This is a genomic window from Allobosea sp. 05L423, assembly GCF_056397745.1.
The window spans coordinates 72,058-87,466 of the sequence record NZ_JBFTOA010000015.1; the positions used below are offsets into that span (position 1 = coordinate 72,058).

The following is a 15,409-nucleotide window of genomic DNA, read 5'->3' on the forward strand; positions in this document are numbered from 1 at the left end:
GAAGGGGAGATGACCTCAAACCTTCGTTGCCCTCCTTGGGCGTTTCCTCCCTAGACTTGGGCCGCCACATCAGTGTGCGGCCCTTTTTTCTTGTCCGGCGTCGCTGTCTCGGCGCGGCCACCTCCGGCTTTACCGCCTATTCGGCCGCCTCGCGCCAATCGTCGAGCCAACCGCTCCAGCGCGCGAAGCAATCCGCCATCGCGCTGGCGATCGCCTGCTCGATCGCGACAAAGCCCGCATGCGGCTCCAGCGTGGCCTCGTTCATGTAGAGCGCCCGGTTGACCTCGATCTGCAGGGCGTGGACCCCGGAGGCTGGCGCACCGTAGTGCTCGGTGATGAATCCACCGGCATAAGGCCGGTTGCGGGTGACGCTGAAGCCGAGCCGGGTGAAGGCCTGCTCGGCAATGTCAGTGATGTAGCCGCCAGCGCTGGTGCCGAAGCGATCGCCCAGGATGATATCGGACTTCGACAGCCCGTCCCGGTCGAGCCCTGCGGACGGCATCGAATGCGCGTCGACCAGGATGCAGGTGCCGAACACCCCTTGGGTACGCTGGACGAGCCCGCGCAAGCCGGCATGGTAGGGCCGATAGAGGCCGTCGATCCGGGCGAGCCCCTCCGAGATCGGGATTCGCCCGAAATAGATCTCCTGCGCGTCGCCGACGATTCGGGGAATGGTGCCGAGCCCGCCTGCGACCCGCATCGAGCGGGTATTGGCGAAGGGCGGCACCCGGCCCTCGAACATGCGCGGATCGAGCTCATAAGGCTCGCGGTTCACGTCGAGATAGGCGCGGGGAAACTCCGCCACCAGCAGCGGCGCGCCCAGCGCGACGCTCTGTCCGAACAGGCGGTCGACGAAAGCATCCTCCGAGCGCCTCAGGCTGCGCAGAGGCAGCCGCGCCGCATCGACGAAGCCACGCGGATAGCGCCTTCCCGCATGCGGCACATCGACCACGACCGGCACGACCTGAAGAGCCGGCTGATACAGGCTGAAGGGCCGCTCGATCTCGGCGACGACATCGTCGGGACCTGGCGGAAACGGGGCGGAGAACGCGCTCATGCCCTGTAACTGAAGCACACAAACCCGGCCGGTTGAAGCGACGTTGTGAAACCGTGGAAATCCACGATGGGATTCACCCGTTGTTTACCATGATACTGCCTTATAGAAGCGCATGGTTCCAACTGCGTGGACGGGTGAGTACCCAGCCGTTCCAGGCCCGGCGGTGGCACCGGCGCCAGACGCATCGAAACACAGGCCTCAGGGACGGACACAACAGGCCCATGACGAAGATACTGCTCGCGGAAGACGACAACGACATGCGTCGCTTCCTGGTCAAAGCCCTGCAGAATGCGGGCTACGACGTCGCTTCCTTCGACAACGGCCTGTCGGCCTATAATCGACTCCGCGAGGAGCCGTTCGAGCTGCTTTTGACCGACATCGTCATGCCGGAGATGGACGGAATCGAGCTGGCGCGCCGCGCCACCGAGCTCGATCCCGACATCAAGGTGATGTTCATCACCGGCTTCGCCGCCGTCGCGCTCAACCCCGATTCGCAGACGCCGAAGGATGCGAAGGTGCTCTCCAAGCCCTTCCATCTGCGCGAGCTCGTCAACGAAGTTGAGAAGCTGTTGGCGGCTTGAGAATTTATGCGGCAAACGCCTTGCAAGCTGCGAGGCGAGCCGCTATAGCCCCCTCACCTCGCAGCGTGATCGCGGCCAACACGGCCCGGACACGCTACCGGAAGCCGCTTCTGGCGGCGACGGGCGCGTAGCTCAGCGGGAGAGCACTACGTTGACATCGTAGGGGTCACAGGTTCGATCCCTGTCGCGCCCACCATTTTCCAAGCCCCGGAAATCGCTTCAGAAAAGCGGTTTTCGGGGCTTTTGGTTTTGGCCTCGGAAACACCGGCCAAAATGCCGTTTTGCACGCAGTTTGCACGCAGGCGATTTTTCAGCACCGGCCGCACCTGGCGAACGCCTGCAGCCCAGAGCCACGCAGACGTCGTGATTCGGGGCTCGCCATCGAAAGCATCGCCGGCAATCACCGGCATCGACGGGCGTAGCTGTGCATAACCCTCAAGGGCTGCGGGCAATCGCTCGGTCGGTTGGCGGAATGAGTTGATCATTCTTGTTATGATGTGGTGTAACAAAAATCATGTCAACTGAGCTATCTGGTTCACGATCAATGCCGGCCCCGAAGTCCAAGACTGAACCGAACTGGATCGCGCTCTCGCTCCCATTCTTTGAGGAGTTCCAGGCGACCACCAGATCGTCTCGAACCGCGTTCCTGCAGCGTATCAGCGACAAGGTCGGCAAGGCCCCCAATACGGTTTATCGGCAGTTCGTCGCGTTGGCCTACCTGGCTTCGAAAGGTCTCGATCTCAACCAATTGGCGCTCCAGCACCCGCCGCTCATGGCGGTCGAAGCGATCGCCCGTGTCGGCAAGGGGGATCCGCAGCAAGAGGCTGATCTCCTGAAGCGCCTGTTGAGGGGAGAAGGCAGCGTCAGGGGCTTTCGCGATGCGGCCATGTTCAAGAATCGACAAAGTCGCCCGCTCGACGTTGTGCACCGCGTGACGCTCTCTCAGCTCCTAAGAGCCCATCTGTTCCCACAATCCACCTATCAGGATTCAGCAGCGGACGCTCTCGTGGTGGGACTGGGCTTTTCGATCGCTCCGCTCCATGAGCGTCATCAACGCAGCGCGCTTGTCATCAACCAGGGAATTCCCAGGAAACAGACTGCGATTCTGATCGCAGATGACCGCGATCCGCTCGCCCAGGCGCCGGATTTCGACATCCTGTTCGAGGCAACGATCCTGCGTTCCGTCGTGATCTGCGACAGGGTCATCGTCGTCACCAACATGACGCTTCCGCGCTTCGACAGCACTCTTGCGGTCATGAAGCCCGAACTGCGCGCGATCATTCATGTCGAGCGCTGCGATCTCGACATCGATGTCACGCTGCCTGCACGCGACGAGAGGTTCGACACGTTGGTCGAGTATCTGGAAAAGCACGCGGTTCGCCCGGCCTGAACGGAGATCGGGAGCGCCGGCGACCGCGCGCCCGTCGCCCCCTCCGCACCTTCGGCAAAGTGGGTATCCCCATTTCGCGTAACAGAAAGCTTGACTCTCATCATTTGGTACATTCTTGTTACATCAATCGTAACAGGAATGAACCATGCCGAATCGCGCCCCTTATGCCGACCTGCCATCCGTGATGACGGCGAGCGAAGTCGCCGGCTGCCTGCGTGTCTCCAAGGCGACGATCACGCGCCTGGCTCGCAGCGGCGCACTCCCGGCCATGCCGGTCCCCGGGCGCCTGCTTTTCGTCTCGGATGAGGTCGCGCTCTTCATGAAGCGAGGCCGCAACATTCCGACGAAGCCACCCGAGCAGTGCGACGAGTTGCCTGCGCGCTAGCCGGGGCTCGGCCAGGCCTCTCTTCCATCCCGATCGCTGTCGTTTCGGCCACCATCCGTGGCCGCCGTGGAGGCACTATGCCCGCGACCTACATCACCATCGAAAATTTCGGCGCGTACGCGCTCGTTCGACATCAGAACGGGGTCTTCTACATCGCCTGGTACGATTCGGACTTTCGGCAGACACGGCGCCGCAGCCTGAAAACCAAGCTGAACAGCGACGCGACCGACCGCGTCAGGCAGATCAGCGAATTGGGGATGACGGGCGACCCCAGCGCTGCACTGGCAACAAAGCCTGTCCGGACCGTGTTCGATGTGCTCGATGAACACCGGGATTATGTGAAGGGCTTGGCCTCAGTCGAGGCCGAGACGATCCATATTGATCTGATCTGTGCCTCCGCCATCGCCGGCAAGCGCGTGGCTGCACTGACCCTCCGGGATTTTGAGGCGCTGCGCGACGACTGGGTCGCAAAAGGCGCCAAGATCAGCACTATCAGCCGACGGCTTTCGACGCTGAGATCCGCCATCAAGCGCGCAGGCGACAACAAGCAGCTGTCCGAGAAAGACACTCCGAAGATTCCGGAGTTTCGGACCGCCAACCATGTTCGCGCGGCCGAGCCCAAGGGTGATCCCTGCGGCACCACTGCTCTCGCAAAACTGTACGATGCCACCAATGAACCGCATCTCCAGTTGTACTGGGCTTTGCTGTTCGCCACTGCGGGACGCCAATCGTCGGTCCTCGAAATTGAGGGCGACCAGATCGATCGCGCGCATTCGCTGATCGACCTCAACCCAAAGGGCCGTATCCAGACGGACAAATACCGCCCCATCCTGCCCATCCAGCCGGCGCTGCAGCCATGGCTGGCTCTTATCCCCCAGGGACGCCTGATCACCTGGCGCGAGAAACCGATCGCTAGCGTCAAGACTGGGGTTAGGCGCGCCGTCGCCCGCGCCGGCCTGCCCGATGACGTCAACAGCTATTCGGTCCGCCACAGCCTTGGCCGCTTCATGACACGCGAGGGCATCGATCCCGGGCAGATCAGCGTTTGGCTGGGCCATGTCAGGCCGCCCCAGAACAACAAAACCACCCTGATCTATTCGCCTTTCGCGCCGACCTACATGATCGATGCAAGGAAGGGGGTCGAGAAGTTCGTCGGGGAGATCGCGGCTCAGGCAAAGACGCCGCTGCTGACGCCACCAGAGACCGTCAAGGCCTACCTGCAGCGCCTCATCACGATCGAAAAGCGCGACCGCGAATGCTGAGGCGACAGACATGTTTGCCTTCGTTCGCGCCGCTCCGATCAAGAATGCCAACTATCTTACCGCGATGAGCCGCCATGCCAGGCGCCTCGATGGGCGAAGCGAGATTCGCTCCGATGCGGTCGCCGGCACGGCGCTCGTGTGGCGACCACCTAACACGCCGCAATTCGAGGACGGGCGCGACTACCGCTCCAACCTGCACCTGCATCTGCACGAGCACAGTGCCCATATTCGCAAGCGTGCGGCCCTCGGCCTGCATCTACTCGTGGGCGTTTCGCCAGCATGGGTGGAGGAAACAGGGTCACTCCACGCCATGGACAATCCCCGCAACCTCGCACTCTTCAACGAGGCGCTCGCCTGGGTCGAAACGTGGGCCGGCGGGAAGTCAATCTTCGGTGCCCGGTTGGACCTCGACGAAGCCGGCGGCGCGGTCGCCGACGTTTTCTGCGCCCCGCTTTTCGAGGAAGCCCACAAGAGCGGTAGCAGGCGCGTCAGCGTCAGCATTCGCAAGGCACTCGCCGGTCTCCAAGGCTCCCATGGCACCACAAAATCCTACGTCGCGCTTCAAAGCTCCTGGCACGCCTGGGCCGAACGCGCCCTCGATCAGCGCCTTCGGCGTGGCGAACCCGTGTTGCAGACAAAACGGCGGCATCTTTCGGTCCAAGCGTTCAAGAAACTGATGAAAGCCCAGAGCCTCGAAGCGGAAGCGAACGAGCCTTTCGGGTTTGGTGTCTCTCGACCCCGTCGGTGAGCTGCCGGAGATCCGGCACATTCGCGAGGCCGGCCGGCCCAGTGGCGAGCTTGCGCATTGGCGAAGACCGGCCACCGCCACCGGGAGCAGCAATGTCGACAGGTCGAAGCCCGGTACGGGCGAGGCGACAAGGTCGCGATCCGTGTCCGAGGGAGCTGCCGGGCCCCGGGGGCACCATAAGCTCGCCAACATGAAAAAGGCAGCGCGTTTGACGTGAAACAGCGCCATCGGCGGGCTTCGCGCCGACTCGGAGCACGCCCTTATTGATCTCGGCCACCCGGGCCGGATCACAGCACTCGACGCGCGCGCATCAACGCGGGACTGTCAGGATTTCCGTCTGCGGGCGGCCATAATGGACCCGAAGGAGGTTCTCGATGGCACGACGCAAAGCTCCCCGCATTCCTGACGCGCTGCTGGACCAGTTGCTGGCCGGCGCCGATCCCAAGATGGCCTTCGACGGCAATGGCCTGCTCGATGAATTGAAGAAAACCCTGTCCGATCGTGCCCTGAACGCCGAGATGGATCATCGTCTGGCCGGCAACGAGGCCGGCAACAGCCGCAACGGCTACGGCCGCAAGACGGTGACGACCGAGACCGGCTGGATCGAGTCCGAGATCCCGCGCGATCGACAGCCGACGTCCGATCCGCAGCTCATCGCCAAGTAACAGGGCCGCTTCCTCGGCTTCGACGACAAGATCATCTCGATGTACGCTCGCGGCATGAGCGCCCGCGAGATCGTCGGGCATATGCGCGAGCTCTACGGCACCGGGATCTCCCATGATCTCATCAGCGCCGTCATGGGCGCGGTTCTGGAGGAGATCGCCGCCTGGCAGGCCCGGCCGCTGGAGCCGGTCTATCCGCTCGCCTCTTCGACGCCCTGCGCGTCAAGTTCCGCGACGAGGGTATTGTCCGCAACAAGGCCGTGCATATCGCTGTGCGTCCGCACCGACGGCGCCAAGGAGATTCGTGGCCTCTCGCTGGAGCAGAACGAAGGCACGAAGTTCTGGCTGCGCGTTATGAACGAGCTGCGCAACCGCGGCGTCGAGGATATCCTGCTCGCTGTCGTCAACGGGCTGAAGGGCTTTCCTGACGCGATCAGGGCCGTTTTCCCGGAGGCCATGGTCTAGACTTGCGTGGTTCACCTACCTGCGACATAACTTGGATTTCGTTTCCTACGAGGATCGCAAGCCCGTCGCGGCTGCCCTGAAGATGAGCTACCGCGCCGTCGATGCTGAGCTGGCACTACGCACCTTCGAGGAAAGCCTCTGGGGCCGCCGCTACCCGGCCATCGCCCAGAACTGGCGGCGCGCCTGGAGCGAGGTCGTGCCGTTCTGTGCATTTCATTTTGACGTTCGTCGGATCTTGTACACCACGAACGCCATAGAAGCCTTGAATGCTAAGCTGCGCCGCGCGCTCCGGACTATAGGTCGTTTTCCGACCGACTAGGCCGCGATGAAGCTCCTCTTCCTTATCATTAACCGCTCCGAAAAGGAGTGCAAGATGGCGCCCCGTGAGATGGGGCATGGCCAAGGTCCAGTTCGCCGTTATCTTCGGCGAGCGCTTCACAAGGGCAATGGCGGCCTGATGTTTAACCCGCCGCCCGCACACGGAAATCCTGACAGTCCCCATCAACGCAACTCCCAGCCAACGAGTCGCGAACAACTGCGGCTTGGAACCGTTCCGAGGATGTCGGCGCAGTAAGAAAGGCCGCCCCTTTGCAAAACCGACGAGGACGCCACCGCCACTGACCTTGCCTCGAAGGGATTAGAGATGTGACTAGCAAACGGAACCAATAGGCGCGTTGCCATCGTGAAAAAGCAACCGTATGTTGCCGGCGCAACTGGGAATCAGGTGAATGTCTGTCAATTTTGAGCAGTCCGCAGAGTCGATGGTTCGCTCGCTTTACAACGAGTTCCTAGGAAGAGAGCCCGATCCGGTCGGGTTCCAACTTCACACAGAGCGGTTCACGCGCCTCGGAATAGCGGCGGTCCTCCGCGACTTTATTGATAGCTCCGAATTTGCCGCAAGGTCGATTAATCGGCCCAATCCGTTGCTTAATTGGGGGCCACCCATGAAGATCGACGCGGACGTCTCAACCGACGAGATCGCAAGACTGTGGCAGCACGTCGGGACCGTCTGGAGCCAACTGGGAAATAGCGAACCCCATTGGTCCGTTATTACCGACGATCGATTCAAGCGCGATCGCATACAAGACGCTGAGTCCCGAGACATATTTGACAAATCCGGGAAGGAAGCAGTCGACTTGTTCAAAGCGTTCCTCGCAAGGAACCAGATTGAATTTCCTAAAAGTGCAGTGGCCGTGGAATACGGTTGCGGAGTCGGTCGGATTACTAAGCACTTAGCCCCAGAGACTGGAAGATTGCTTGCTATGGATATATCGGCACCTCACCTTCAGGTCGCAGCCGATCACCTATCGTCGGCCGGGGTCGATAACGTCGAGATGATTCACGTCACTGGCGCCCATTCGCTAGAGAAATTCGATGGCTGCGATCTCTTTTTCTCTCTGATTGTGCTTCAACATAACCCTCCGCCATTGATTATTGATATCCTTGAGCGTGCGTTCAGAGGCCTCAAACCGGGGGGAATAGCTTATTTTCAAATCCCGACGTATGCAGCTGAGTATTCATTCAATCTCGCCTCATTTTGGCAGAATGAGGGCAAGGCGAAGAACATGGAAATGCATTTTGCTCCTCAGCATCTAGTCTTAGCGGCGGGACGTCGACACGGAGTGCAACCACTGGAGATCTTGGCAGACCAGCATGCGGGGCACTATGAGCGGTGGCTATCCCATACATTCTTGATGCAAAAGTTCTGAGAAGCGAGCGCTTTCTGCGCTCATTCAATGTCGCTGTCGCCTCACAACGCGAAAGCTGAATTCCTAGCTGTCAGTCGAGCTTCAAGGGAAGGCTCTACGGCTCAATGTGGTCCTTGACCCTATCGAAGAGGAAAAACCCCACGCCCGTCATGATTAGGGCACAGGCAAAGCCGTAAAGCGCATTGCCGTGAGTTACGATGGAGGGCCCGAATAGGCCCGCGCGAAAAATCTCGAACGAATGTACAAACGGGACGTACGATATGTACTCTCGGGCTCCGGGAGGAAGCCAATCCAAAAAGAAAAAGCAGCCTGACAACGGCAGCATCAGATACTGAAATGGAGGAATGAACTTTTCAGAAATCTCGCTGGCTTCAGTCATCCCCGCGACGATCATCCCACCACCGAAGCCTAGCGCCGCCATTATAAGCCAGCCAATCAGCAAGTCAGAAAGACTATAGAACTCCAATATCAAGTTAAGTTGGCTCAAAACAAAATATATAACCATTGTTGCTGCAGTTACAGAAAAAAACTCTAGAAATAATCTCGCCAAAATGATGTCAAGTTGAGATATCTGGCGAAAGTGACTGGCACTTTTGTTCACGCGAAGAATGTATGCCATTGAATTGCTCATGTGACGCCAGAGCGTTAACGGCATATATCCGGTAAATACCACCGCGGACAGCTGAAGTCCGTGCTCCATTGTTCCTTTAGTCAGAGACCAGATAATCAGAACGCCAACACAGAGAATCATGGGCTCTAATACAATCCAGAGGAAGCCAACATTCCCCCTACCGTGTCGCGTTACGACATAACGAAGTATAAGCGCGTCATAAACACGCCGCTTGACTTCCAGACGATCGAAAAAACTGCCTTCTTGATCCAACGCGAATCCTGCCCGGGAACGGCTCTCCCGCGGTCGATAGCACACGCAGCAGCCGAGAGTCAGGCGGTAGTTAAGGTGCGACATACAAAAGCGCGAAACATACCGCTCTGCCCCGCGAAGCTATCGAGCTTCAAAGCTGGAGACTCCTCATGAAGCCAGCATAGCACCACCGGTACAAAGCGCATTAAACTTCGGCCGCCACGCTGTCTTTGTTTCCGCCGATGCGCCTTGCTTCGATCGGCACAAACGTCGGCACCCCCATTAAGGCGGGTGCCAACGCAGGTCTCAGAGCCCACCAACGCGCCATCCGCCGCCTCAGCGGACGCCTCCTGACCTTAGACCGCCTTCCCCTCCAGCTTAAGGGAACCGACACGGAAAACTTGTCTTATGACTTCTATCGCCCAGCGGGCGAAGACGAGATCGCAGAGGCAGGGCAGCCGCCGCTCCCTGCGTCGAGGGGCGGATCGGTGAAAACCTGACCATTGGCGGGTCGAGTTAGAGTAGGATCGCCCTCGTCTTTCCCTTGAGGCCTGAACGGATACCAAGGCGTTGCGGCCCGGATGACAAGGCGAGGACTCGGAAAGATGGATCAGTTTACGCTCGTCACCGCGGGTGTCGACATCGGCAAGGATGCTCTCGACGTTGACCTTCATCCCGATCGAAGCGCACGACACTTCTCAAACGACGCCAAAGGCCAGCGCGCTGATCGCGTGGCTGGCACAGCATAGGATCGTCCGCGTGGCCTACGAAGCCACTGTCGCCTCCCATCGTGCTTTCGAACGCACCCTTGCCCAGGCCAACTTGCCGCTGGCGAAGGTGAACCCACGTCAGGCCCGACGCTTCGCCGAGGCAACTGGGCGACTGGCCAAGACCGATCGTTGCGACGCGGCCATGCTGGCGCGCCTGGGAGCTCTCCTCGAGCCGCCGGTGCGATCCCTGCCGAGCGCCACACTCGCCGCGATGCGCGAACTGCACAGCGCGCGCCAAAGCCTCATCACGGACCGCACCGCCACCCTCGATCGACAGAAAGGACTGGCATCGGCTTTACTTAAGCGTCAGGCGCTGCAACGGCTCGCGCAGATCAAAGCGCAACTAGCAGCCATCGAAGCCGAACTCGACGTGCTATGCGTTGCCGACCCGGATCTCGATCATCGCCGCGCCATACTCGCCAGCATCCCCGGCATCGGAGAAGCCACGGCAACCGCGCTCCTCGTCGAGATGCCAGAACTCGGCAGCCTCGAGCCGGGACCAGCCGCAAGCCTAGCTGGGCTCGCACCGATGGCCCGCGACCCCGGTCGAGCCAAAGGCAGGCGCTTCATCCGCGGCGGACGCGCCGGTTTGCGGCAAGCGCTCTACATGCCGCCGCTCGCCACGACCCAGATCACTGCCTGTTCGGCCCTTCCTCATACAGTTAGGCCTCCGCGGCTCCTGAGAAAACGATAGAATCCTAGCTCAGCGTTGGGGCAGAATTCTACGATTCAACCGCAATCTCAGGCACGCGCCAGAACTTAAGAAGCTACCTGAGTGCTAGCCGCCAGTTCCCACCAGCCGCACGAGTTGATTAGACGTGATCATGAGCTCTTTCAGAATCTTGATCTGGTCAGAGAGAGATTCGACATCGGCAAAACCGAGCTCGCTAACGCCAACTGACAAGTCCAATCTCGGATCTGAACCGACTCGTATCTCGCCGGCAACCTTGAACTGGATCTTGATTTTGCCGTCGGAGCCTTGTGTCTGCACCGAAAGGCGCTGCGTCGCGCCAAGCTGAGAGCTGGGCACCGCGTACTCGACTCCATTAACGACTATAATGAGCGCGAGATCATCATTCCAAGGCGTCGTTGAAAGCGAAATGTACAGATCGTATGTGCTCTCTGATTTTTCGACGTTAAACTCGATCGAGCCTGAGCCGCCTGCAAGCCACCGGCCGAAATTTTCAACCGGATACCAACTTCGGTCAAAAATAAAAGGCACGACTTGAGCTATGCCGCTAAAGGAATACTCAACCCTTTTATCCTGATGACCGATGCGATGGATAACACCCGGCAGTAGAAACTTCTTTCGCCCGCTAACATTCAGTGAGATCTTCATCTCGTCGGTCCCGATCAAAATCTCATCGAGCTCCTCAGCGACGTTGTCCCACGTCCTCGGAGTAAAGTTAGCCTGAATGTTTTTCAAACGCTTTTCGTAATGGTTCTTGTCAACAATGAGTTTTCTAATTGTGGTATAGGCCTCCTCCAGATCGTCTGGGTCAAAATAATCACAAAATTGCCCTCCCACCTCGGGAATAGAACTAGCCGATGAGGCAGCTACCGGCTTGCCAAAATAAAGCCCCTCTCCGACAGGGAGGCCCCAGCCTTCCTCAAAGGACGGAAATACTGAGAAACGGCAATTCAGATAAAGATGTTGAAGTTCAACATCACTAAGATCATGAAGGATCTTAATATTTCCATTCAAGTAATTCGTGCTCTTGAGCTGAGCCATAAGATCTTGAACGCGCCAGCCTGGCCTTCCAACTAAGAGAAGTTTCGGGGTAGAATTTCCAAATTCCTCTCTCAATTTCTTCCACACTTTAAACAAAATGATATGATTTTTACGGATCTCGATAGTTGAGACAAAAAGAATGAAATCTTCAGCGGTTTCAGAGAGAACGCCCTCTGAAACCAAATCTCGATTGTATGCACCCACCTCCCAAGACAGATGAGCATTTTTGAGGACATACGTAGGGGCGGCTATATTGCGAGCAACCAATTGTTGCTTAACAGCAGAACGCGTGTGCTCCGAAATGCAAAGAATAAAGTCAACGACATCAAAAACCGAATTCATGTAAAGCGTAAAGGATGCTGTTAGGTCAGTTTCACAGAATTCGGGATGAGTTATTGGAATTAAATCATGAATCATAATTCCAATTTTTACACCGAATTTCTTAAGATGGATTATATTTTCGACAACATTCTCCATTACCCAGAAAGCACCAAGCATCAAAACTGTATCGCCGCGGCGGGGACGATACAAGCGCCCTTCTGAGGTCGCTCGCCTCAGAATTGCCTGAAGCTCGACGGCGTCAAAGGATCCGGCAGCGAGGCCAAACGCCAGCTCTGCAACAATTCTTGCTTCCACGGTAACGTAATCACCTCGCGATGATCCCGCTGTTACAAACAGAATCTCACGGCTTTTACGATCTCTTTCGATAAGTGCGCGCGCGATCCCCAGCTGAACCCTTTGAATACCAGAAACAGTGCTGTGATGCCGCAAATAGAAAATTACGTCAGACAGATCTATTACGTCCCGAACGGCAGCCGTGACGACGCCTTGATTATCGGGGATCTTCACGCCCAAATTGCGAAGTTCGATTTCAGCTGATGCAGAGTCTGGATCAAGATCCAGACTTTTGCGATAGCTCTTGGCCGCTGCTCCGATCTTACCCATAAGTTTAAGAACATGGCCAAGCTGCAAGTGAAAGTCCGCCACATCGGATTTGAGTCCAATTGCCTTTCTGTAAGCCTCTTCCGCCCCCGGCAAATCACCTTGCTCTTTTCGAGCATGGCCGAGCTGCACCCAAATAGGAGAATTCTTAGGCTCTTTCGCTAGATAAGCCTCGTACCCAACTTGAGCAGCACGCCAGTCCTGGCGATCTCGCGCCGCATCGGCATTCTCAAGTACGGCGGACACGTCTCTTCTGAATAAGCTCTTCATGGCAGAATCAACTCACTTTGCGATAGATATCGCTCCGACGTTTAAAATATCTCTCGGCCAATCACTTGGAAACCGATCGATCTTCTCACCGCCGCGCTCGCCGTCAATAATCTCCACTTCGTAACCTAAGCCTATGATCCATGAAATGTATTCATCCGGAGAAATTTTTGATATATTACGAAGTGCGACGGGATTTATCTCCGTCATTATCGTCGGCTTACTTTCAACAATGGTATCTATAGCGCCTCTTAGGGCGGGAAATTCGGATCCCTCAACATCAATCTTTATGAATGCAACATTTTTCAAATTGAGAGAGTCAATAGTAACGAGATCAATCTCATTGGAATCTACATGACCAGAAAGAACCTCGCTCGTAACAAATGATCCGCCTGGATTATCTGTACCTATGGCCGAGTTGATAAACGCTTTTCCGGCTGAATCCGACACACCAGCGTTGTAGAGGCGAACGATTTTTTCTAATCCGCTTGCTGCGACTGAGCGCCTCAGGTTCGTAAACGTATCAATCCTTGGTTCAAACGAATAAATTTCGCCAGTTGTACCTACGATTGTACTGGCAAGCATCGTAAACCAACCGATATTCGCACCAATATCGACAAAGATATCGCCGGCCCGAAGGTGTTTACGCACGAAACCAGTTTCATGCGGCTCGTAATTATCAAACAAGCATGCTTGGGAAACGTATCTATCTGAAAGGTTGATCCACAATTTTCGAGACTTATCAAAAACCTCAGCCATCACCCATCTATCAGCTACTGATATACTCGAAGCAACGCTTCTAAATTCCTCTGTTTTTAATAGACCGGCTCGTAGCTCGAACCAATCACGGAAATGGGAATGGGCTTGGATGGTATCAGCCGACTCTGGATCTCGCCCAAATAAGTAGCGAAAAGCCCAAATTACATCATCATTATTAAGCATTTTTCCTACCGAAGTTATTTGCGAAGGGATTTGCCGTCTTATAGTTGTCCAATTCGATCGTACACATCCTGAATGCGGACGATGTCGTCCTCGCCGAGATAAGAGCCGACCTGCACCTCGATGAGTTCGAGCGGGATCTTGCCGGGATTGGCCATGCGGTGGACGCAGCCAATCGGCAGGTAGATCGATTCGTTCTCGTGCACGACGATCGTTTCCTGGTTGCGGGCGACCTCAGCGGTCCCGCGCACCACCACCCAGTGCTCGGCGCGATGGAAGTGCTTCTGCAGCGAGAGAACGCCGCCGGGCTTCACCGTGATGCGCTTGACCTGGTGGCGAATTCCAAGATCTATCGACAGGTACTTGCCCCAAGGCCGCTGCACCTCGCGATGTGCGCCAGCCTCGGCTTCGCCCTTCGAGGTGATCAGTGCGACCATGTCCTTGACTTTGTGGGCCTCAGCCTTGGGCGCCACAAGCACGGCGTCACGCGTCGAGATCACCGCCACATCGTCGAGCCCGATCACGGCGACGAGAGCGTCTTCCGACCTGACGAGGTTATTCGAGCCGTCGAGCACGTAGCCGCGTCCCTCCACGACATTGCCATTGGCATCCTTCTCGGACAGATCCCACACGGCCGACCAGCCGCCGACATCGGACCAACCGAAATTGCCGGCAACGACCGCCGCCTTCTTCGTCCGCTCCATGACCGCATAGTCGATCGAGATCTTCTTGGCTTGCCCGAAGCTGGCGGCGTCCAACAGCAGGAAGTCGAGACCCGGCTTCGCCCGCGCGACCGCCGCGGCGACCGGGCCCAACAATTCGGGCTCGAAGGCATCGATCTCCGCCTTCATCGTCTTGGCATCAAAGATGAAGTTGCCGGAATTCCAGAAATAGCCTTCGAGCAGGTATTGGGCGGCCCGCCCCGCATCCGGCTTCTCGACGAAGGCGGCGACCTCGTGGGCGCCGTCGCCGACCTCCTCGCCTGGCCGGATATAGCCATAGCGCGTGGCGGGATGGGTCGGCGGGATCCCGATCGTCACGATCCGCCCCTGTGCTGCCAGTACTCCCGCCTTTCGGCAGGTCTCGACAAAGAGCCTGCCGTCCTGCACCACATGATCGGCGGCAAAGACGCCGACGATGGCCGCCTCGTCCTGGGCCAGCGCCAGTTCGGTAACCGCGGCGATGGCCGCCGCTGAATCCCGGCGCGTCGGCTCGAGCACGATTCTGGCGGCGAGGCCGATGGCCTGTAGCTGCTCCTGTACAGTGAAACGGTACTCCGCATTGGTGATCACGATCGGCGCAGCGAAGACCGTACTGTCGGAGAGCAGTCGCACCGCGCGCTGGAAAGTTGACTGCTCGCCGAGCAGCGGAATGAACTGTTTCGGCATAGCGTCACGCGAAACCGGCCACAGGCGCCTGCCCGCGCCTCCGCACATCACGATCGGCAAAATCCGGCTAACCATCGTCATTGCTTTGACCTAACATCATCCGGCAGAGACAGAGTTGTCCTATTTCGCCTTGGAAATAATTTCCAGTCCTGATTATCAAAAAATAGGGCATTGCGGTTATGTGGCAACTTCGCCGCAGATCGCGCTTGCAGAAGACCTTGACTTGAGCGACGCGAAGCCCCGACACATT

The 15,409-nt window shown here is 57.8% G+C and carries 13 protein-coding genes, 1 tRNA gene and 1 pseudogene; 10 read left to right on the top strand and 5 right to left on the bottom strand.

Translation table 11 applies throughout. The features are described 5' to 3' along the window. Window positions 1–136: 136 nt before the first annotated feature. On the bottom strand, window positions 137–1,057 hold the full coding sequence (locus AC1DNE_RS23810) for an N-formylglutamate amidohydrolase (RefSeq protein ID WP_441472609.1): 921 nt from the start codon (window positions 1,055–1,057) through the stop codon (window positions 137–139). 221 nt (window positions 1,058–1,278) lie between these two features. On the opposite strand from AC1DNE_RS23810, the gene cpdR reads away from it, so the two are divergent. From cpdR to AC1DNE_RS23855, 9 genes and pseudogenes are all read left to right on the top strand, one after another. After that, window positions 1,279–1,638, top strand: a complete 360-nt coding sequence (cpdR, locus tag AC1DNE_RS23815) for a cell cycle two-component system response regulator CpdR (protein ID WP_038363805.1) — start codon at window positions 1,279–1,281, stop codon at window positions 1,636–1,638. A gap of 121 nt (window positions 1,639–1,759) precedes the next feature. After that, window positions 1,760–1,834, top strand: a tRNA-Val gene (locus AC1DNE_RS23820). 348 nt (window positions 1,835–2,182) lie between these two features. Further along, a complete protein-coding gene (locus AC1DNE_RS23825) occupies window positions 2,183–3,028 on the top strand; it encodes a hypothetical protein (RefSeq protein ID WP_476841210.1) in 846 nt (281 codons plus the stop codon). 145 nt (window positions 3,029–3,173) lie between these two features. After that, complete coding sequence (locus tag AC1DNE_RS23830; protein WP_476841211.1) at window positions 3,174–3,413, top strand: helix-turn-helix domain-containing protein; 240 nt, start codon at window positions 3,174–3,176, stop codon at window positions 3,411–3,413. A gap of 77 nt (window positions 3,414–3,490) precedes the next feature. Further along, entirely contained in the window at window positions 3,491–4,675 is a 1,185-nt protein-coding gene (locus AC1DNE_RS23835) for a tyrosine-type recombinase/integrase (protein ID WP_476841212.1), read from the top strand. Between the two features lie 10 nt (window positions 4,676–4,685). Then, entirely contained in the window at window positions 4,686–5,423 is a 738-nt protein-coding gene (locus tag AC1DNE_RS23840) for a hypothetical protein (RefSeq protein ID WP_476841213.1), read from the top strand. Between the two features lie 446 nt (window positions 5,424–5,869). Continuing rightward, window positions 5,870–6,550: pseudogene (locus AC1DNE_RS23845) on the top strand (IS256 family transposase). A gap of 31 nt (window positions 6,551–6,581) precedes the next feature. Continuing rightward, window positions 6,582–6,869 (top strand): transposase, encoded by a 288-nt coding sequence (locus tag AC1DNE_RS23850; RefSeq protein ID WP_476841214.1) that lies wholly within the window; start codon window positions 6,582–6,584, stop codon window positions 6,867–6,869. A 409-nt stretch (window positions 6,870–7,278) separates the two neighbouring features. Beyond that, window positions 7,279–8,259, top strand: a complete 981-nt coding sequence (locus AC1DNE_RS23855) for a methyltransferase domain-containing protein (protein ID WP_476841215.1) — start codon at window positions 7,279–7,281, stop codon at window positions 8,257–8,259. A 94-nt stretch (window positions 8,260–8,353) separates the two neighbouring features. On the opposite strand, the gene AC1DNE_RS23860 is transcribed toward AC1DNE_RS23855, so the two are convergent. Further along, entirely contained in the window at window positions 8,354–9,142 is a 789-nt protein-coding gene (locus tag AC1DNE_RS23860; protein WP_476841216.1) for an ABC transporter permease, read from the bottom strand. A gap of 642 nt (window positions 9,143–9,784) precedes the next feature. On the opposite strand from AC1DNE_RS23860, the gene AC1DNE_RS23865 reads away from it, so the two are divergent. Further along, window positions 9,785–10,585: an IS110 family transposase gene (locus AC1DNE_RS23865; RefSeq protein ID WP_476841217.1), complete on the top strand. Its 801-nt coding sequence runs from the start codon at window positions 9,785–9,787 to the stop codon at window positions 10,583–10,585. An 84-nt stretch (window positions 10,586–10,669) separates the two neighbouring features. On the opposite strand, the gene AC1DNE_RS23870 is transcribed toward AC1DNE_RS23865, so the two are convergent. The 3 genes from AC1DNE_RS23870 to AC1DNE_RS23880 are packed head-to-tail and all read right to left on the bottom strand — an operon-like array spanning window position 10,670 to window position 15,234. Then, window positions 10,670–12,811 (bottom strand): glycosyltransferase, encoded by a 2,142-nt coding sequence (locus tag AC1DNE_RS23870; protein ID WP_476841218.1) that lies wholly within the window; start codon window positions 12,809–12,811, stop codon window positions 10,670–10,672. A 36-nt stretch (window positions 12,812–12,847) separates the two neighbouring features. Then, window positions 12,848–13,774: an FkbM family methyltransferase gene (locus AC1DNE_RS23875; protein WP_476841219.1), complete on the bottom strand. Its 927-nt coding sequence runs from the start codon at window positions 13,772–13,774 to the stop codon at window positions 12,848–12,850. Window positions 13,775–13,812: 38 nt separating this feature from the next. Further along, a complete protein-coding gene (locus tag AC1DNE_RS23880; RefSeq protein ID WP_476841220.1) occupies window positions 13,813–15,234 on the bottom strand; it encodes a mannose-1-phosphate guanylyltransferase/mannose-6-phosphate isomerase in 1,422 nt (473 codons plus the stop codon). Window positions 15,235–15,409 lie beyond the last annotated feature (175 nt).